The following is an 18,638-nucleotide window of genomic DNA, read 5'->3' as shown; positions in this document are numbered from 1 at the left end:
ATCCTGGCTTCGTCGTGCTGCCGCGCCGCTGGGTCGTGGAACGAACACTGGCCTGGATCAGCAAACACCGCCGCTGCGTCCGCGACTACGAAACCCGACCCGACCACCACGAAGCCATGGTCTACATCGCCACCATCATGACCATGTCACGCCGACTCACCCGAGCGTGACCGAAGTTCCCGGACGCTCACTAAGGCGAGCGAAGGTGTGACGTGGACGACCTCGACCGGCGGATTCTCGAGCAATTGCTGAAGAATGCGCGGGCGTCGTTCCAGGAAATCGGCGGCGTGGTCGGATTGTCCGCGCCCGCGGTGAAACGGCGAGTCGACCGGCTGGTGGCGGGCAAGCAGATCACCGGGTTCACCGCGCTGGTCAATCCCGCCGCGCTGGGCTGGAAGACGGAGGCCTACGTCGAGGTGTACTACCGCGACAACATCTCCCCGGCCGAACTCAAACGCAGTCTCGAACCGATCCCCCAGGTGGTCGGCGTGTGGACGATCGCGGGCGAGGCCGACGCGCTGGTGCACGTGATGGCCACCGACATGGCCGAGATCGAGGTGACCGTGGAACGGATCAGGGAGAACGCGCGCGTCGGGCGTACCCGCAGCGCCATCGTCATGTCGCGGATTCTCGAGCGTCCGCGAACCTGATCCGGTGGCCCCGCCCCCACGGTGTCCGACCGCCGGGCCCGGGATGCGAAGCGCCCAACCCGGACCGATCTGTCCGGCCCCGCACCCATATGGTGGACCGCATGTCCGACGTACGTGCCAGCTATCTGACCGACGGGGCCGAGATCTACCGTCGCTCGTTCGCGACGATCCGCGCCGAGGCCGATCTGAGCGGATTCCCGCCGGACGTGGCGCAGGTGGCGGTGCGGATGATCCATGGCTGCGGTCAGGTGGATCTCGCCGCGGACATCGCTTTCTCCCCCGGCGTCGTCGCCTCGGCACGGGCAGCGCTGCGCGCGGGCGCGCCGATTCTCTGTGACGCAACCATGGTCGCCTCCGGCGTGACCAGGAAACGACTGCCCGCAGACAACGAGGTGCTGTGCACCCTTGCCGACCCGCGCGTGCCGGAGTTGGCCGCCGCCAGGGGCACGACCCGCTCCGCCGCCGCGCTCGAACTGTGGCGCGACCGTCTCGACGGCGCCGTCGTCGCGATCGGCAACGCGCCCACGGCGCTGTTCCATCTGCTCGACCTGCTCGACGCGGGAGCGCCCCGGCCCGCGGCCGTGCTCGGCATCCCGGTCGGCTTCGTCGGCGCGGCCGAATCGAAGGACGCGCTGATCGAGTTCGGCGGCGTCGAATACCTCACCGTGCGCGGCAGGCGCGGCGGCAGCGCCATCACCGCGTCCGCGCTGAACGCGATTGCGAGCGAACAGGAATGAGCACTCCGGGCAAGCTGTGGGGCGTCGGACTCGGTCCGGGCGATCCGGAACTGGTGACGGTCAAGGCGGCCAACGTGATCGGCGCGGCCGACGTGATCGCGTTCCACAGCGCGCGCCACGGCCGCAGCATCTCCCGCCGTATCGCGGCGCCGTACCTGCGCCCCGGCCAACTGGAAGAGCATCTCGTCTACCCGGTGACCACCGAGACCACCGACCATCCCGGCGGTTATCAGGGTGCGATCGACGAATTCTACGAACAGGCCGCCGAGCGGCTGGCCGAGCACCTCGCCGCGGGCCGCTCGGTCGCGCTGCTCGCCGCGGGCGACCCGCTGTTCTACAGCTCCTATATGCACATGCACCGGCGGCTGGCCGACCGGTTCGAAGCCGAGATCATCCCCGGCATCACGTCCGTGAGCGCGGCGTCGGCGGCGCTGGGCACACCGCTGGTCGAGGGCGAGCAGGTGCTCACCGTGCTGCCCGGCACCATGCCGGTCGACGAGCTCACCCGGCGCCTGCGCGGCACCGACGCCGCCGCGATCATGAAACTGGGACGCACGTATCCCGGTGTGCGCCAGGCCCTTACGGATTCCGGACGACTCGCGGACGCGTACTACGTCGAGCGCGCGAGCACCACCGAACAGCGCGTGCTGCACGCGGGCGCGGTGGACGACGCCGAGGTGCCCTACTTCGCCATCACCCTCGTGCCGGGTCCCGAGCCGACCACGCCGCTGCCCCGCCTCGAAGAGGAGGCCGTTCAGCGTGACCGCGATGCGGAGGGGGTCGGTGAGGTCGTGGTGGTGGGCCTGGGTCCCGGCGCGCCCGAGTGGACCACCGACGAGGTGCGCGCGGCCTTGGCGGAGGCGACCGACCTGGTCGGCTACACCACCTACTTGAACCGGGTGCCCGAACGCCCGGGCCAGCGTCGTCATCCCAGCGACAACCGGGTCGAGTCCGAGCGCGCGGCCATGGCCTTGGATCTGGCCAAGCGGGGCGCGCGGGTCGCGGTCGTCTCCTCGGGGGATCCAGGCGTCTTCGCGATGGCGGCGGCGGTGCTGGAGGAATCCGCCGACCCGCAGTGGCGCGCGGTGCCGGTGCGGGTGCTGCCCGGGCTCACCGCGGCCAACGCGGTGGCCAGCCGGGTGGGCGCGCCGCTGGGGCACGACTACGCGATGATCTCGCTCTCCGATCGACTCAAGCCGTGGGAGGTTGTGGCGCAGCGCCTTTCGGCGGTCGCGGCGGCCGACATGGCGATCGCGATCTACAATCCGGCATCCTCGCAACGCACCTGGCAGGTGGGCGCGATGCGGGATCTGCTGCTGGAGCATCGCAAGCCCGACACGCCCGTCGTCATCGGGCGCGACGTCGGCGGGCCCACCGAGTCGGTCCGGGTGGTGCCGCTCGGCGACCTCGACCCCGCGGAGGTGGACATGCGGACACTGCTGATCATCGGCGCGTCCACCACCACGGCGCTGGAAACCGGTGCGGGCACCCGGGTCTTCACCTCCCGCCGCTACGGCCGCACGCGCGACGCGGCCGCCGGCGACGCGTAGTATCGCCTGACGCACCGAAGCAGATCGGAGGGACCTTGGCCGCGACACTGTCGGAGCTGACGCTGCGCGCCCGAGCCTTGGAGGCCAGGGCCACCGCGAGCGAACAGGCACTCGACGAACAGGGCGAGGTCCTCAACGAACTCGCGGCGCTGACCAGGAAGGCGCTCGACGGCATCGGCCGGGTCGACCGGCGCGCGGAAACCCTCGGCGAAGCCGTCGGCGAGCTGCGCCAGGACGTCGGAGACCTGCGCGAGAATGTGGGCGAACTCAACCGCAGGGTGACCGTGCTCGAACAAGGACAGGTCCGTCTGGAACAGGGCCAGACCGCGCTCGCTCGCGGCCAGGCGCAGCTCGAACAAGGACAGGCACGGCTGGAGCAGGGAATGGCGCAGGTGCTCGCCCGGCTCGACAAGCTGACCGGCGACGCCTGACCCACCCCGTTCCGGTAACATTCCATTATGGAATGTTGAGAGCGAAGGGAGCAGTCGTTGACCAACACCGCGACCAAGCGCAAGCCACTGAACTCGACGGCGGCCTCGTTGCTCGGATTTCTGCACGAAGGCGCGATGTCGGGATGGGATCTGGTGACCGAGGCCCAGGAGCGCATCGGCGACTTCTGGACCATCACACAGAGCCAGGTCTACCGGGAACTGGCCACCATGGATGCGGCGGGCCTCGTCGAGAAGGGCGAGACCGGCGCCAGGGAGCGCACCCCTTACCACATCACCGACGCGGGCCGGGAAGCGTTCCTGGAGTGGGTCGTCCGCGATCCCGGCGGGGAAACCATCCGGGTGCCGTTGCTGCTCACGCTCTCCTTCGGCGAGCATCTCGATCGCGATCGGCTCGACGGCATCATCGCCGCCAACCGGGAGATCCATCAGGCCCGGCTCACCCGGTATCTCGCCGAAGACCCGGAGGGTAAGACCGCATTCGCCCGCGCCACCTTGGATTTCGGGATTCGCTACGAGCGCACGGTGCTGGACTGGTTCGATCATCTGCCGGAAATTCTCGGCGGCTGATCTCTCCGGCTCGTCGTGAGCCGGAACGTCTCAGCCGCGCCGGGTTCGCCGGGCGCGCAGCCAATTTAGCGCTTGCGCAGAGGATTCCACGATCCGCGCGCCCTCGGGCAGCGGCGGGCGGTCCACCACGACGACCGGAATGCCCGCGGCGCGGGCGGCGGTGAGTTTGGCCTCGGTCTGCTCCCCGCCGCTGTCCTTCGTGACGAGCGCGTCGATCCGATACTCCGCGAGTAGCCGCGCTTCGTCCTGCACCGCGAAGGGACCACGGGCGAGGAGCAATTGGTGCCGCGGCGGCAGCGCGCCCTCCGGCGGGTCGATGGCGCGAATCAGGAACCAGGGCCGGTCGAGTCCCGCGAACGCGTCGACGCCTTGTCTGCCGATGGTCAGGAACACACGCTCGCCGAACGTGCCGACCGCTGTCGCGGCCGCGGAGAGATCGGGTACGCGCATCCAGCGGTCTCCTGCCTGCTCGACCCACCTGGGCCGGCGCAGGTGCACCAGCGGCACACCCGAAACTCGCGCGGCGACTGCCGCGTTGGCGCTGATGGCGGCCGCGAACGGATGGGTGGCGTCGACCATCGCGGCCACGTCGTTGGCCGCGAGCCAGGCGCGCAGTCCTTCGGCGCCCCCGAAGCCACCGACGCGGACCTCCCCCTCGGGCAGCAAGGGTGCGCGCACACGACCGGCGAGCGAGGACACGATCTCGAATCCTCGCTCGCCGGAAGCGATGTGGGCCAGCTCCCGCGCCTCCCGGGTGCCGCCCAGAATCAGAACCCTCAGGGCTGGCCGCTGAAGTAGGCGATACCCGCGTTCAGCAGCGACGGCCCGCCCGCGACGGCCAGACCGATCAGCGCGCCGAGCACCGCGCCCGGCAGGATGCCGACACCGAAGAACACGATGCCGATAGCGGCGCCGATCAGGCCACCGACCAGAGCGCCGAGCGAGGCGCGCTGCAGCTCGGCGAAGAACCACTCCTGCGCGCCGATGAACTCGGCGGCGACCGGCGCGTTCGCGGTCGGCGCGACCTGCGGGGTCAGCGTGAGCTGCCTGCCCTCGTCGGCGACGGCAGCGGCGATCCGGACCTCCTGGCCCTTGGCCGTCGCGGTGAGCGGAATGGTGGTGACGGTTTCGCCCGCGGAGTTCTTCAGCGTGACCGCCCGGTTGTCGGTGTCGACGCTGAACGCGCCCCCGGTCACGCTGGTGACCACCGACTTGCCCGCGTCGGCGAGTTGCAGCGCGTAACCGACGCCCTGATCGCTGCCGGTGACGGTGGGCGCCGCAGCGGCCTGGTCCTGCACCGCGGGCGGCACCGGGGCGGCGTAGGAAGTACCGGCGGCGACTCCGGTAGCGGCGACGGCCAGCAATGCGGTAGCGGCGAACTTCTTGTATCTCATCTATCTCCCCAACAGGAATCGGATTTCCGATCAATGATCAGAACTCGGCCCCGACCCTACCGCGTGACCGGTAACGTGTTCACGCCTCCGCGGGGAAGGATCGCGCGGTTTTCACCACCGACCACTGTGTGACCGGAAGCTGGGGACGCCAGGTGGTGAAGGAGCCCAGTGGTTCCCCGCGATAGATCTGGAACTTCCGCAATATGCCGCCCTGGGCGTTCGACCAGTTGAGCAGCAACGATTCCGATTCCGCCGTGACCGCGTTCGCGACAAGCCTGCCGCCCTGACGCAACTGCGCCCAGCATGTCTCCAGCACGCCATCCTGGGTCAGGCCACCACCGACGAAAATCGCGTCGGGCGCGGCGATTCCGGTATCGGCGGCGAGTTCGCCACGCACTTCGCCGCGCACCTGGATGTGCGGCACGCCCAGAACCGCGGCATTGTCGGCGATCTGGCGTCGCCTGCGCTCGAGCCGCTCGAACGCGACGGCCCGGTTCCCCGCATGCGCCCGGCACCATTCGATGGCGATACTGCCCGAACCGCCGCCCACATCCCACAGCAATTCCCCGGGCGCGGGCGCCAGCGCCGCCAGCGTCAGCGCGCGGACCTCGTGCTTGGTGAGCTGGCCATCGCCGCCGAACAATTCGTCCGGCAGTCCGGGCAGGCGGGTGGCGCGCAGCCGGTCCGGGTCGGCCGAGCAGGTGATCGCCACGACGTTCAGCGGGTCGCCCGGCGGGTGTGCCCACTGCTGCGCGATTCCGGCGCGGCGCCGTTCGGCGGAACCGCCCAGTTGCTCGAGTACCGTCAGCTCCGAACCGCCGAAACCGTGGCTCCCGAGCAGTCGCGCCAGATCCCGCGGTGTGTGCTCGTCGGCGCTGAGCACCAGCAGCCGCCTGCCGTCGGCCAGCTCGGGCAGCACCGTCGCCAACGGACGCCCGACCACGCTGACCACCGGTGTTTCGGCCAGCGGCCAGCCCAGGCGGGCGCAGGCCAGGGACGCGGAAGACGGTTGCGGCAGCACCCGCAGCGCCTGCGCGCCCAGCAATCGAGCCAAGGTGACGCCGATTCCGTAGAACATCGGATCGCCGCTGGCCAGGACGCACAACCGCGCCCCGCCGTGCCGTTCGAGCAGGCCGGGCAGCGCGGGCAGCAGGGGCGACGGCCACGTCACCCGGTGCGCCGCCACGGTGGGCGGCACGAGCGCGAGCTGGCGCACGGAACCGAACAGGACCTCGGCGTCATCGACGGCCTCCCGCGCGGCGCGACCGAGGCCGTCCCAGCCGTCGGCGCCGATCCCGACGACCGTGACCGGTTTTCCTGCCCACGACCCGGGCGCGGCGCTCATCGGGGCATCCGGCGCCAAATCGGTTGTGGCAGTAGTCGCATCGCGAAGAACACCGGTCGCAGGATTCCGGGAACCCAGACTCGGCTCGCGCCCCGGCGCAGACCCTTGACCACCGCGTCGGCAACCTGATCCGGCGTGCTGGAGAACGGCGCCGGGGACATCCCCTCGGTCATCCGACCGATCACGAACCCGGGACGCACCAGCAGCAACCGCACGCCGCTGCCGTGCAGGGCGTCCGCGAGACCGGAGGCGAATCCGTCGAGTCCCGCTTTGGCCGAACCGTAGACGTAGTTCGCGCGCCGGACCCGCACGCCGGCGACCGAGCTGAACACGACGATCTGTCCCGCCCCTCGCGCGCGCAACAGATTCGCCACCGTGGTGAGAACGCCCGCTTGGGCGACGAAGTCGGTATGCAGGATCGCCGCCGCGTGGGCGGGATCCCGCTCGGCGCGCTGCTGATCGCCGAGCACACCGAAGGCGAGCACCGCGATCCCGATCGGCCCGTGCTCGGCGGCGATCTTCTCCAGCAACGCCGGATGACTCGCCATGTCGTCGGCGTCGAATTCGACAGTGTGCACCTCACTCGCGCCCGCCGCCGTGATCTCCGCGCGCTGCGCGTCCAATTCGCCGCTGCGCCGGGCCGCCAGAACCACCGCTCGTCCCGGCGCCAGCCGTCGCGCCACCTCGAGGCCGATCTCGCTCCGCCCGCCCAGCAGCAGCACGGTCCCGTCGGACAAACCACGCGTTCCCATGCGCCTCAGTCTGTCATCGACACGGGCGGGGCTCGTCATCGCGCACCGGCGCGGCACGGGCTGGTGCGGCGTGGGCGGGCGCCGACGGCTACGGTCGGGGGATGCCGACGAGTACTGCTGAGCTCTCGCCCGCCGCCCTCGAGTTCGTCGCCGAACGGCACCTCGCCACGCTGACGACCTTGCGCGCGGACGGAACGCCCCATGTGGTGGCGGTGGGATTCACCTGGGACCAAGAGGCCGGGATCGCGCGCGTGATCACCAACGACGGGTCGGTGAAGGTACGCAACGTGCGCCGCTCCGGCTACGCGGCGGTCAGCCAGGTCGACGGCATCCGGTGGCTCACGCTGGAGGGCCCGGCCACCGTGCTCGAGGCTTCCGACGAGGTGGCCGAGGCGGTCGAGCGGTACGCCGGTCGTTATCGCGTGCCCCGGGAGAACCCCACCCGCGTGGTGATCGCCATCCAGGTCCGGCGCGTCCTGTCCAGCAGCACGCTGGTCGCACCGGCCGGGGATGGCGCGGCGGGCGGCAACGGCGCGGGCGCTTAGCGCCTCCGCCGGACGCCTTCCTCGCCGCCGTCAGCCTTCGATCACAGCACCGTCAGGCCGTGCGGCCGCTTGTTCAGGGATTCACCGCCTTCGTCGGTGACGATCACGATGTCCTCGATGCGCGCGCCCCACTCGCCGCGGAAGTAGATGCCGGGCTCCACGCTGAATGCCATGCCGGGCTGCAGGACGAGGTCGTTGCCCGCGACGATGTAGGGCTCCTCGTGCACCGACAGGCCGATGCCGTGCCCGGTGCGGTGCACGAATGCGGGCCCGAAACCGGCTTCGGTCAAGGGGTTTCGCGCCGCGTCGTCCACCGCGGCCGCCGTGACGCCCGGGCGGACGGCCGCGACCGCCGCGGCCTGCGCGCGTTCCAGCTCGGCGAAGCGGGCGGCGACCTCCGGATCGGGCTCGCCCAGGACGTAGGTCCGGGTGGAATCGGAGTAATAGCCGGGTTCGACCGGGCCGCCGATGTCGACGACCACCACATCGCCTGCCTCGATCCGGCGCTCGGACACGCCGTGATGCGGGTCCGCCCCGTGCGGACCGCTGCCGACGATGACGAACGCCGCCTCGGTGTGCCCCTCGGCCACGATCGCGGCCTCGATATCGCGGCCGACCTCCGCCTCGGTGCGCCCCACCTGCAAGAACTCGCCCATCCGCGCATGCACCCGGTCGATCGCCGCACCCGCCCGGCGCAGCGCGTCCACCTCGGCGGGGTCCTTGATCATGCGCAGTTCGCGCAGGACGGGAGTGGCGGACACCGGCAGACCGGTGAACGACTCGGCCAGCGGCAGCAGATGTAGTGCGGGCATGACATCGGCCACGGCCACCCGGGAACCCACATGCAGCGCGGACTTCACCAGCGCGTACGGGTTGGTGCCGTCGACCCAGTCCAGCACTTGCAGACCCAGTTCGCCCGCCGCGGAGCCCTCCAGCGACGCCAGCTCCAGTTTCGGGATCACGACCGACGGCGTCGCACCGTCCGCGGGGATCACCAGGCAGGTCAGCCGCTCGAACGACTCGGCCGCCGAGCCGATCAGGTAGCGCAGGTCGGGGCCGGGAGTGATCAACAGGGCATCGAGGTGGGCGGCCCGCATCAGCCCCACCGCCCGCTCCAGCCGTGCACCGTAGACGTCCGCCGCGAACCTCGAATCCGTATGCGAGCTCATTCGTCCGACGTTACCCGCCGGGCGGGCCCGGCGAACGCCGAACTTCGCCAGGGCGGTGTCGCCGCGACCGAGTAGCCTCAGCCCGTGACCTCTGCTTCCGGTGGGCCCCTGCTGCTGTTGGACGGAGCCAGTCTGTGGTTCCGCGCCTTCCACGCCATCCCCGACAAGATCACCGCACCCGACGGCCGGTCGGTGAACGCGCTGCGTGGTTTCACCGACATGGTGGCGTCGCTGATCACCCGGTTCGCCCCGAGCCGACTGGTGGTGTGCCTGGATCTGGACTGGCGTCCGGCGTATCGAGTCGAGCTGGTCCCGTCCTACAAGGCACACCGGCTGGACACATCACCCGATGCCGCACCTGGCGCCGAGACCGTTCCCGACCGGCTCACCCCGCAGGTCGAGATGATCCTCGAGGTGCTCGACGCCGCGGGGATCGCGACCGGCGGGGCGGCGGGCTTGGAAGCCGACGACGTGCTGGGCACCTTGGCGACTCGTGAGCGCACCGACGAGGTGGTCGTGGTCAGCGGCGATCGTGACTTGCTGCAGCTCGTCCGGGACGAACCCGCGCCACCGGTACGGGTCTTCTACGCCGGACGGGGGCTGGCCAAGGCGGAATTGTTCGGCCCGGCCGAGGTGTCGGCGAAGTACGGTGTGCCGCAGCGGAACGCCGGCCCGGCCTATGCCGACATGGCGACGCTGCGCGGCGACGCCTCGGACGGATTGCCCGGAGTGGCGGGCATCGGCGAGAAATCCGCAGCCACCTTGATCTCCCGTTTCGGCTCCCTGGACGCCCTCGTCGCGGCCGTCGAGGATCCCGGCTCCGACCTGTCGCAAGGCGTGCGTGCCCGGCTGCGCGCCGCCGAGGACTACTTGAAGGCCGCCGCGCCGGTCGTGCGGGTGGTCTGCGACGCCGAGGTAGTCCTGTCCCGCGCCGACGTCCTCCCCACCGAACCGGCCGACCCGGCCCGCCTACACGCCCTCGCCACCGCCTACAACGCCGAAAGCCCGGTCACCCGCCTGATCACGGCACTCGCCACCCGCATCGCCTGACCCGGAGGCCGAAGCTGGTCGCACCCGTCGCGAAGAGCCATTCGATGCGGAACCGAGCCCTTCACGTTCGGACTCGCGGCTGCCGAACCGAGAGCGGCATCCGCTCTGACACCAGCCCCGACCAGCATCGGTGTCCGCTACCGGAGCCATCCGGAGCCATCGGCGGCGGTTGCACATGACCACTCCGGCTCACCCCGTCTGCACCACGGTCGCCGAAACCCCCTGAGGTCCGCCACAAAGCGCCGGTATGGCTTCCCTCCACTGGCGAAAGCAAACGCCGAGGTCCGCGCGCGGCCTGACACTCCAAGCTCACCTCTGCCACAGGTTCCGAGCGAAGCGAGACCGAGCATCCGCCGTCCGCGGCCCGGCTCGCGCAAACGCGAGCCATAAGAGGGCCGCGAACACCCAGCGCCGCAGGCGCTGGAGAGACAAACACAGCTCAGCTGGGGCGACCGACCTCGTAGGTGCCGTCGTCCTTGGTGATCTTGATGCTCACCTTCTTGGCCTCGCCGCTGACCTTCACGCTGCATTCGAAGGTGGCGTCGACCTTGACTTCCTGGCCGGAGGGGCAGGAGACGTCGCTTATGTCCTGGATGCCGTAGGAATCCGACAACACCTTCTTCACGCCGTCCTGCACGGCGGCCTGGTCCAGCTGGTCCTTGGCGGTCAACACGAGCACGAGCGCGACTATCGCGCCGACCACCGCGACACCGAGCACCGACAGCCCGATGATCAGGCCTTTGTTCTTGCCGCCCTGCTGTGGAGGCTGCTGTCCGGGAGCGCCCCACTGCTGCTGCAGCTGCCCCCACTGCGGCTGCTGCCCCTGCTGGCCCCAGTCCTGCTGCTGCGGTTGGCCCCACTGCGGCTGCTGGCCCTGAGCGGGCTGCTGGCCCCACTGCGGCTGCTGCGGTTGCTGACCCCACTGCTGCTGGGGTTGCCCCCATTGCTGCTGTTGAGGTTGCTGCTCACCCCAGTGCTGGGTCGGCTGCGCCGAGGCCGGAGTCTGCGGCTGACCGCTCCACTGCTGCGTGGGACCGGCCCCGCCCGGCGCCTGCTGTCCACCCCACTGCTGGGTGGGATCGTTGCGTCCCTCCCCGGGGTCGTTCGGTCCGTAAGGGCCGCTCATTTGCTTGCCTCCACTCGCATCGTTGTACACACGGTAGCCCCCCGCGTGGGCCTCGTCGCATGACACGACTACTCCGCCACGGTCGGTACGCGAAAGAAATCAAATCACAATCGAATCCGCCGTGTTGATATTGCCGCCCGCCGCGCGCCCGGCGCTCACACCGCTCAGGCGGCGTCCACCGCCACGACGCCCCGCCGGATCGCCCGCACCGCCTTCGCCGCGGTGGCGGCGACCTCGAGATCGTCAGCGGTGCCGTGGATCTGATCGAGTAGATCGATCACCTGCCTGCACCAGCGCACGAAGTCACCGGCCGACAGCGGCGCGCCTTGGTCGCCGCTGGCGAGCAACGACTCGGCCAACCCGTCGCCGCGCGCCCATTTGTAGATGCCGTCGACGAAACCGAGATCGGGTTCCCTGGTCGGCGGCAGCTTGTGTCGCGCTTCGTCGGAGCGCAGCTCGGACCAGACGCCGATGGTCGCGCCTACCGCGCGCCGGATCGGAGCCGTCGGTCCGGTCGCGCCGAGATAGCCGCCCTCCTGGCGGGATTCGTACACCAGGATCGAGACCACACCGGCCAGCTCGGCCGGGCCGAGACCGCGCCACAACCCGTTCCTGAGGCATTCGGCTACCAGCAGATCGCTTTCCGCGTAGATGCGCGCCAACCGGCGACCGTCCGCGGTCACCTCGCTCTCGTGCACGAATCCACGTTCCTCCAGCAGACCGAGGATCCGATCGAACGTGCGCGCCAGCGAATTGGTGGTCGCGGCAACCTTCTGGCGCATCGCCTCCGTTTCGCGCTGCAACCGGTTGTAGCGCTCGCCGATCCGGGCCAGCTGCTCGCGATCGGGCCGGGAGTGCGCCGGATGGGCGCGCAGGCTCCGGCGCAAGGTGGCCAGTTCCCGGTCGTCGGCCGCGGCGGACTGCCTGCCGCGACGTGGCCTGCCCGGCACCGAGATTCCCGTGCTGCGCAGCGCGGAGGCCAGGTCGCGGCGGATGCGCGCGGTGCGGTGATCCACCCGGCGCGGCAGCCGCATGTGCCCGAGCGCCTCGGCGGGCACCGGGAAGTCGGCGACCGAAACTCGTCCGGCCCACTTGTCCTCGGTGAGCACCAGCGGCCGCGGATCGCCCGGCGTCGCGTCCGGCTCCAGGATCACCGCGAGCCCGGCGCGGCGGCCGGACGGAATCGCCACCACGTCACCGCGCCGCAGCGCGCCGAGCGCGTCCACGGCGGCGCCTCGCCGGTCGGCACGGCTCTGCTGGGCCAACTGCCGCTCGCGCTGCTTGATCCGCTCGCGCAGCGACAGGTACTCGAGGAACCCGCCTTCGGCACCGCCGAGCTGGTCGCGCAACTTGCGCAGCGCCCCCTCGTTGCGCTCGATGCCGCGCACCAGCCCGACCACCGACCGATCCGCCTGGAACTGGGCGAACGATCGCTCCAGCAGGGCGCGCGACTCGTCGGCACCCATCCGATCGATGAGGTTGATCGACATGTTGTAGCCCGGCCGGAACGAGCTGCGCAGCGGATAGGTGCGCGTCGAGGCCAGGCCTGCGACCGCGCTGGTGTCCACCTCCGGCTGCCACAACACCACCGCGTGGCCTTCGACGTCGATGCCGCGCCGCCCCGCACGCCCGGTCAGCTGGGTGTACTCCCCGGGTGTGAGCTCCGCGTGCGACTCGCCGTTGAACTTGACCAGCCGCTCCAGCACCACCGTGCGGGCGGGCATGTTGATGCCGAGCGCCAGCGTCTCGGTGGCGAAGACGGCACGCACCAGCCCGTTGACGAACAGCTCTTCGACGGTGTGCCGGAACGCGGGCAGCATCCCGGCGTGATGCGCGGCGAGGCCGCGGTGCAGCGCCTCACGCCACTCCCAGTAGCCGAGCACCTCCAGATCGGCCTTGGGCAGATCGCCGGTGTGCTTGTCGATGATCGCGTCGACCTCGTCGCGCTCCTCCGGACGGCTCAGATCCAGCCGCGAGCGCAGGCACTGGGCGAGCGCGCCGTCGCATCCCGCCCGGCTGAAGATGAACGTGATCGCGGGCAGCAAGCCCTCTTCGTCCAGCTTGGCGAGCACCTCCGGCCGGGGCAGCGGGCGGAAATCCCGGCGCGGGCCACCGCGGCCGTTGCGCGGGGCACCCCAGCTGTTCATCCGATCGGCCGCCTCACGGTGGCGGATGAACCGCACCAGGTCTTCGTCGACGAGCACCTTCTGCTCGGTGGATTTGGTGTCGAACAGGTCGAACATCCGCCGTCCCACCATGACGTGCTGCCACAGCGGAACCGGCCTTGTCTCGTCGACCACCACCGCGGTGTCGCCGCGCACGGTCTCCATCCAGGCGCCGAACTCCTCGGCGTTGCTCACCGTGGCCGAAAGGCTGACCAGCCGCACGTCCGGGGACAGGTGCAGGATGACCTCCTCCCACACCGCGCCGCGGAACCGGTCGGCGAGGTAGTGCACCTCGTCCATCACGACGTAGGACAGCCCACGCAGCGCGTCCGAGGAGGCGTAGAGCATGTTGCGCAGCACCTCGGTGGTCATCACAACCACCGGCGCCCCGGGATTGATCGATTGGTCGCCGGTCAGCAGTCCGACCTGGTCGCGGCCGTAGCGCTCGGTGAGGTCGGCGAACTTCTGGTTCGACAGCGCCTTGATGGGTGTGGTGTAGAAGCACTTCCCGCCCGCCGCCAGCGCCAGGTGAACGGCGAACTCACCGACGACCGTCTTTCCCGCGCCGGTGGGGGCACAGACGAGTACGCTGTGGCCTTCTTCGAGCGCCGCACAGGCTTGGCGCTGAAACGGATCCAGCCGGAACTTCAGCTCGGCGGAAAATGCGGTCAACTCGCCCGTCTGCGACCGGTCAACTGTCACTCGTCAGAGCGTATCGGAGTAGTCCGACACCGGTCGTGCGGATTTCTCCGCGGGCGTACCGATCGACCCGGCCGGATCGATCGGTGACGGGGCGCCGAGCTCGGAGGCCTCCTCGTCCGACAGCGCACCCCAGCCCTCGCGCTCCTTGCGCGCCCGGCGCAGGTCGTTGACCCGGGAGAACTGGATCGCCACCTCGAACAACACCGTCAACGCCAAGGCCAGCGCCAGCATCGAGAAGGGATCCTGCGGGGTCACGATCGCCGCGAAGACGAACAACCCGAAGGTGATCCCCCGCCGCCACGCCTTCAGGCGCTCGTAGGTCAGTACGCCGACCAGGTTCAACCCGACGATCAGCAACGGCGTCTCGAAACTGACCCCGAAGATGATCAGCAACTGGATGATGAACGAGAAATATTGCGACCCGCTCAACGCCGTGATCTGCACGTTGTCGCCGATGGTCAGCAAGAAGCTCAACGCGTGCGCGATCACCACGTAGGCCAGCACCGCGCCGGCGGCGAACAACACCGTGCCCGAGGACACGAACCCGACCGCGTACTTGCGCTCCTTCGCGTACAGCCCGGGGGTGATGAACGCCCACAACTGGTACAGCCAGATCGGCGCCGCCAGCACCACGCCTGCGGTCAGGCCGACCTTCAACCGCAGCGTGAACTGCTCGAACGGCGCGGTCGCCAGCAGACGGCACTCGCCGTCCGGGGTCAGCGACGCACGGGCCGAGGAGGGCAGCGAGCAATACGGCCCGCGCAGGATCTCACCGAGGCTCTCGATCCCGAGGAACCCGTGCCCGTACCACAGGAACCCGAGCACCGTCGTCGCGATCACCGCGGCGATCGACACGAGCAACCGGTAACGCAGCTCCTGCAGATGCTCGACCAACGACATGGTGCCGTCGGGATTGGTCCTGCGCTTACTGCGCCGCGGATCGAACGGGATTCGCATGGTTGGTGATCGCCCCTGGGTTCACGTGCCTCGCACGGCTCGGCAACAGCACTGAGTCCGGAGTGAGTTCTTCCTCACTCCGGCGCGAGCGGCTCCGCTCAGACCGATTTCTGCTCGGTGCGGGGCTCGGTGGCCTGCGGCGTCGGCTGCTGCGCGGCGGGCAACTGCGGTGCGGGCTGCTGAGCCTGCGCGCCGCTGGTGGGCGCGTTGCTCTCGTTCTGCATCTGACTGACTTCGCTCTTGAAGATGCGCAACGATCGGCCCAAACTGCGGGCCGCGTCGGGCATCCGCTTCGCACCGAAGAACATCACGAAGACCACCGCAATGATCAGCCAGTGCCAGATGCTCAGACTGCCCATGATCTACCTCCCAAGACTGTGATGTCTCGATGCTACCGGAGGGTGACGTGCGCGAACGCCGCCGTCACTGCTCGTTCGCCTTGCGTTCGGGCGCGGCGCCCGCCGCTGCGGCCCGCAGCTGGCCGAGCAGCTCCCGTCCGGTCCACGCGCGCCTGCCGCCCTGCTCGGCCGCGACGATCAATTCGATCAGCCGCTGATTCACCGGCGTCGGCATCCCGACCATCGCGCCCAGTTCGACGATTTCCCCGCACAGCCAGGATATTTCGGTGGTGCGGCCCAGCTCCAGGTCGTCCGCCATGGACGAACGCGCCATCGGATCGATGGCCAGCACCTGCCCGGCTACCCGCCGGAACAGGCCGTCGGGAACGGTCAGCAGCGCGGCCATCACCCGGGGCGGCAGCGGGGTCAGCCGGGCGGGGCGAATTCGCGCCTTGTTCATCACCTCGAGCGCTTCGCGCTGGGTGAGCGCGAGGCAACGGCGGTAGTCCCGGTCGGCGAGTTCTTCCCGCAGCGGGCGCCCCGACAGCGCGTTGACCGGGTTGTTCAGGTTCAGCAGCAGCTTCGCCCACTGCACCGGCCGCAGGTCGGGATACCGGCGCAGGCCGAGCCCCGCTCGCTCGAATACGTCCAGGAACGGCGCCAGAGCCGGATCGTCCTGTACCGCGAGACCGCCCTCGGTGCCGCGATGGAAACGCCCGCCGGGGTGGTGCACGACGTTGAACATCACCATTCCGGCCAAGACCACGCAGTGCGGCAGGATCTCCCGGATCACCGAGTCGTTGCCGATGCCGTTCTGCAGGCTGAGCACGACGGTGCCCGGCCGGATCTTGCCCGCGAGGTCGCGCACCGCCTCCGCCGTCGCCGCCGATTTCACCGTGACCAGCACCAGATCTGCCGAGCCGACGTCATCCGGTTCGGTGGCGCGGTGGAATCGATCCGGCGGTAACGCGTCGTCACCGCCGTCGAGGTCGGTGAGCCGGAGCCCGGACGCGCCGAGCTCGTCGAGCACGCGCCTGCGGCCGACCAGGGTGACCTCCGCCCCCGCTACACCGAGCTTGCCGCCGACGAAGTTGCCGATGCTGCCCGCGCCTACCACCAGCACACGACTGTTCATGCCGGTAGGGCCTCTGCCTTCCTCATCTGGCCTCCAGGTATCCGGCTTCCTCGTAGGCGGCCAGCGCGGCGTTCGACCGCTCGCGCACCGCCGCCACCAGCTCCGGCGGGCCGAGGACGGTGACACCCGCCCCGAAACCGAGCAGCAGGCGGGCCATCCAGTCCAGCGTGGCGAACCGCATGGTCGCCTCCAGGCTGCCGTCGGGATGCACCGCCAGCCGATGCATCGGGTACTGATCCAGCACCCAAGCGTAATCGGCGTGAATCCGCAAGCGCGCCAGGGCGACCGCGGGATCGTCCTGGAACAGGTCCAGGCCCGCCGTCACGTCGGTGGCATGCACGGGCGGCCGGGCGAGCTCGTCCAGCTCGGTCGCGGCCTCGATCCGGTCGAAGCGGAACAGCCGCACCCCCTCGGCCTGCCTGCACCACGCTTGCAGGTAGCTGTTGTCGTCCACGAGGACGATGCGGATCGGGTCGACGATGCGTTCGGACACCACGTCGCGACTGGCGGAGTAGTACACCAACCGCAGCGCCCGGCCGAGCGCCAGCGCCGACCGCACGGCGGCCACCGCGGGCGCCTCCGGCGGCGGGGTTCGAGACCGCCCGTTCTCGGCGAGTTCCGCGCCACCCGCGATCGCCGCTTCGATCTTCGCGATGGCCGCGTGGGCCGCCGTCGGGTCCACCATGCCGGGCATGTCGACGATCGAGCGCAGCGCGACCAGCAACGCGGTCGCCTCGGTGGAGGTCAACCGCAACGGACGGTCGATGCCCGCGGAGAAGGTGACCTCGATGCTCTCCTCGGAGAACGACAAGTCGATCAGGTCGCCCGGACCATACCCGGGAAGCCCGCACATCCACAGCTGATTGAGGTCGCTCATCAACTGTTTGGTGGTCACGCCCAGGTCGGCGGCGGCCTCGGCCGCGCTGATGCCCGGGTGGGCGATGAAGTACGGGATCATGTTCAGCAGCCGGGACAGCCGGACCGAGAGCCGCGAGCTCATGCCCGGACCTCCGTGCGGTCGAACACCGAACGCAGCCGCGCGATGACATCGGCACGCAGCGACTCGGGGGCGAGCACCACGGCGTCCGGGCCCAGGCCGGTGATCAGCCGGGCCAGCCAATCGCGGGATCGCACCGGAAGCTCGACGACGGCGCCCGTACGGCCGCCGACGACGCGCTCACCGGTCACCTTGCCGAGCCTGCGGATCTCCCGCCCGCGCCCTTCGGCCACCCACACCGTCGCTGAACCGCTGACCGGTGCGGTGCTGGTGACCTGGTCGACGATGGCGCGCAGGTCGACGCCCTCCGGCTTGTGGACGGCGTTGCGCGGGCCATACGCGGTCACATCGTCGCCGATGCGGGACAGCCGGAAACTGCGCACCGCGTCCCGGTCCCGGTCGTGCCCGACCAGGTACCAGCGGCCGTGATGGGTGACGACGCCCCACGGTTCGACGTCACGCATGAGATAGGGGGCGTTGATCGCGCCGCGGTGCTCGAACCGCACCGCCTGGCCCCCGTCGATCGCGGCGAGGAGTTTGCCGAGCACGGGTTCGGAGCCCCGAGCACGGGCCGGAACCGCGGGCACGGACGCCACGGCGGCGTCGGTTTCCACGTGGATGCCCGCCGCGCGCAGTTTGAGCAACGCCCCCTCCGCGGCGGCGGCGAGTTCCGGCGATTCCCACATCTGCACCGCAACCGCGACGGCGGCGGCCTCCTGATCGCTCAGATCGATGTCGGGTAGCTCGTAGGCGTCGCGGTTGATCCGGTAGCCCTCCACCGTCGAGTACCGGCTCACCGGTCCGACTTCCAGTGGAATCCCCAGATCACGCAGTTCGTTCTTGTCCCGCTCGAACATCCGGCTGAACGCTTCGTCGCTGGCGGAGTCCTCGTATCCGGCCACGCTCACCCGGATCCGCTCGGCGGTCAGGAACTGCCGGGTCGACAGCAGCGCGATGACCAGATTCATCAGCCGCTCGACCTTGGATATCGCCACCCGATAGAGGGT

Annotated in this window: 19 protein-coding genes; 7 read left to right on the top strand and 12 right to left on the bottom strand. The window is 70.0% G+C overall.

Annotation, left to right across the window (positions count from 1 at the left end; translation table 11 throughout):
* Positions 1–212 precede the first annotated feature (212 nt).
* From ACWEO7_RS02845 to ACWEO7_RS02825, 5 genes are all read left to right on the top strand, one after another.
* Complete coding sequence (locus tag ACWEO7_RS02845; RefSeq protein WP_043726335.1) at positions 213–650, top strand: Lrp/AsnC family transcriptional regulator; 438 nt, start codon at positions 213–215, stop codon at positions 648–650.
* A 101-nt stretch (positions 651–751) separates the two neighbouring features.
* Entirely contained in the window at positions 752–1,387 is a 636-nt protein-coding gene (locus tag ACWEO7_RS02840) for a precorrin-8X methylmutase (protein WP_355077592.1), read from the top strand.
* Positions 1,384–2,937 (top strand): precorrin-3B C(17)-methyltransferase, encoded by a 1,554-nt coding sequence (gene cobJ, locus ACWEO7_RS02835; RefSeq protein WP_452420244.1) that lies wholly within the window; start codon positions 1,384–1,386, stop codon positions 2,935–2,937. Before ACWEO7_RS02840 ends, cobJ begins: the two co-directional genes overlap by 4 nt.
* 35 nt (positions 2,938–2,972) lie before the next feature.
* Complete coding sequence (locus ACWEO7_RS02830) at positions 2,973–3,368, top strand: hypothetical protein (protein WP_452420242.1); 396 nt, start codon at positions 2,973–2,975, stop codon at positions 3,366–3,368.
* A gap of 57 nt (positions 3,369–3,425) precedes the next feature.
* Complete coding sequence (locus ACWEO7_RS02825; RefSeq protein ID WP_355077587.1) at positions 3,426–3,956, top strand: PadR family transcriptional regulator; 531 nt, start codon at positions 3,426–3,428, stop codon at positions 3,954–3,956.
* A 30-nt stretch (positions 3,957–3,986) separates the two neighbouring features.
* On the opposite strand, the gene ACWEO7_RS02820 is transcribed toward ACWEO7_RS02825, so the two are convergent.
* The 4 genes from ACWEO7_RS02820 to ACWEO7_RS02805 all read right to left on the bottom strand — a co-directional run bounded on the left by ACWEO7_RS02820 (position 3,987) and on the right by ACWEO7_RS02805 (position 7,447).
* On the bottom strand, positions 3,987–4,736 hold the full coding sequence (locus tag ACWEO7_RS02820; protein WP_452420273.1) for a cobalt-precorrin-6A reductase: 750 nt from the start codon (positions 4,734–4,736) through the stop codon (positions 3,987–3,989).
* Positions 4,733–5,350, bottom strand: a complete 618-nt coding sequence (locus tag ACWEO7_RS02815; protein WP_450020577.1) for a hypothetical protein — start codon at positions 5,348–5,350, stop codon at positions 4,733–4,735. The genes ACWEO7_RS02820 and ACWEO7_RS02815 overlap by 4 nt, the downstream gene beginning before the upstream one ends.
* Positions 5,351–5,429: 79 nt before the next feature.
* A complete protein-coding gene (gene cbiE / locus ACWEO7_RS02810) occupies positions 5,430–6,695 on the bottom strand; it encodes a precorrin-6y C5,15-methyltransferase (decarboxylating) subunit CbiE (protein WP_452420240.1) in 1,266 nt (421 codons plus the stop codon).
* On the bottom strand, positions 6,692–7,447 hold the full coding sequence (locus tag ACWEO7_RS02805) for an SDR family NAD(P)-dependent oxidoreductase (protein WP_452420238.1): 756 nt from the start codon (positions 7,445–7,447) through the stop codon (positions 6,692–6,694). The genes cbiE and ACWEO7_RS02805 overlap by 4 nt, the downstream gene beginning before the upstream one ends.
* 101 nt (positions 7,448–7,548) lie before the next feature.
* On the opposite strand from ACWEO7_RS02805, the gene ACWEO7_RS02800 reads away from it, so the two are divergent.
* Positions 7,549–7,992 carry a PPOX class F420-dependent oxidoreductase gene (locus ACWEO7_RS02800; RefSeq protein ID WP_452420236.1) on the top strand — a complete coding sequence of 148 codons (444 nt, stop codon included), beginning with the start codon at positions 7,549–7,551 and terminating at the stop codon, positions 7,990–7,992.
* A gap of 41 nt (positions 7,993–8,033) precedes the next feature.
* Here ACWEO7_RS02800 and ACWEO7_RS02795 read toward each other — a convergent pair whose 3' ends face one another.
* On the bottom strand, positions 8,034–9,161 hold the full coding sequence (locus ACWEO7_RS02795; RefSeq protein WP_450020585.1) for a M24 family metallopeptidase: 1,128 nt from the start codon (positions 9,159–9,161) through the stop codon (positions 8,034–8,036).
* An 84-nt stretch (positions 9,162–9,245) separates the two neighbouring features.
* On the opposite strand from ACWEO7_RS02795, the gene ACWEO7_RS02790 reads away from it, so the two are divergent.
* A complete protein-coding gene (locus ACWEO7_RS02790) occupies positions 9,246–10,211 on the top strand; it encodes a 5'-3' exonuclease (protein ID WP_452420234.1) in 966 nt (321 codons plus the stop codon).
* 439 nt (positions 10,212–10,650) lie between these two features.
* On the opposite strand, the gene ACWEO7_RS02785 is transcribed toward ACWEO7_RS02790, so the two are convergent.
* From ACWEO7_RS02785 to ACWEO7_RS02755, 7 genes are all read right to left on the bottom strand, one after another.
* A complete protein-coding gene (locus ACWEO7_RS02785; protein WP_452420232.1) occupies positions 10,651–11,337 on the bottom strand; it encodes a DUF4333 domain-containing protein in 687 nt (228 codons plus the stop codon).
* Positions 11,338–11,501: 164 nt separating this feature from the next.
* Positions 11,502–14,204 carry a DEAD/DEAH box helicase gene (locus ACWEO7_RS02780; protein ID WP_452420230.1) on the bottom strand — a complete coding sequence of 901 codons (2,703 nt, stop codon included), beginning with the start codon at positions 14,202–14,204 and terminating at the stop codon, positions 11,502–11,504.
* A 3-nt stretch (positions 14,205–14,207) separates the two neighbouring features.
* The gene (gene tatC, locus ACWEO7_RS02775) at positions 14,208–15,161 is read right to left on the bottom strand and encodes a twin-arginine translocase subunit TatC (protein ID WP_355077569.1); all 954 of its coding nucleotides are present in this window, start codon (positions 15,159–15,161) and stop codon (positions 14,208–14,210) included.
* Between the two features lie 98 nt (positions 15,162–15,259).
* Complete coding sequence (gene tatA / locus ACWEO7_RS02770) at positions 15,260–15,520, bottom strand: Sec-independent protein translocase subunit TatA (RefSeq protein ID WP_450020593.1); 261 nt, start codon at positions 15,518–15,520, stop codon at positions 15,260–15,262.
* Positions 15,521–15,584: 64 nt separating this feature from the next.
* Positions 15,585–16,634, bottom strand: coding sequence for a 2-dehydropantoate 2-reductase (locus tag ACWEO7_RS02765; RefSeq protein WP_452420228.1), 1,050 nt, complete (start codon positions 16,632–16,634; stop codon positions 15,585–15,587).
* 22 nt (positions 16,635–16,656) lie between these two features.
* The gene (locus ACWEO7_RS02760; protein WP_450020597.1) at positions 16,657–17,634 is read right to left on the bottom strand and encodes a helix-turn-helix transcriptional regulator; all 978 of its coding nucleotides are present in this window, start codon (positions 17,632–17,634) and stop codon (positions 16,657–16,659) included.
* A complete protein-coding gene (locus ACWEO7_RS02755; RefSeq protein WP_452420226.1) occupies positions 17,631–18,626 on the bottom strand; it encodes a helix-turn-helix transcriptional regulator in 996 nt (331 codons plus the stop codon). Before ACWEO7_RS02755 ends, ACWEO7_RS02760 begins: the two co-directional genes overlap by 4 nt.
* Positions 18,627–18,638: the final 12 nt, after the last annotated feature.

Source organism: Nocardia sp. NPDC004260 (genome assembly GCF_053603155.1).
Note: the sequence above shows the minus strand (reverse complement) of the source record. Positions and strands in the feature narration are given on the sequence as shown.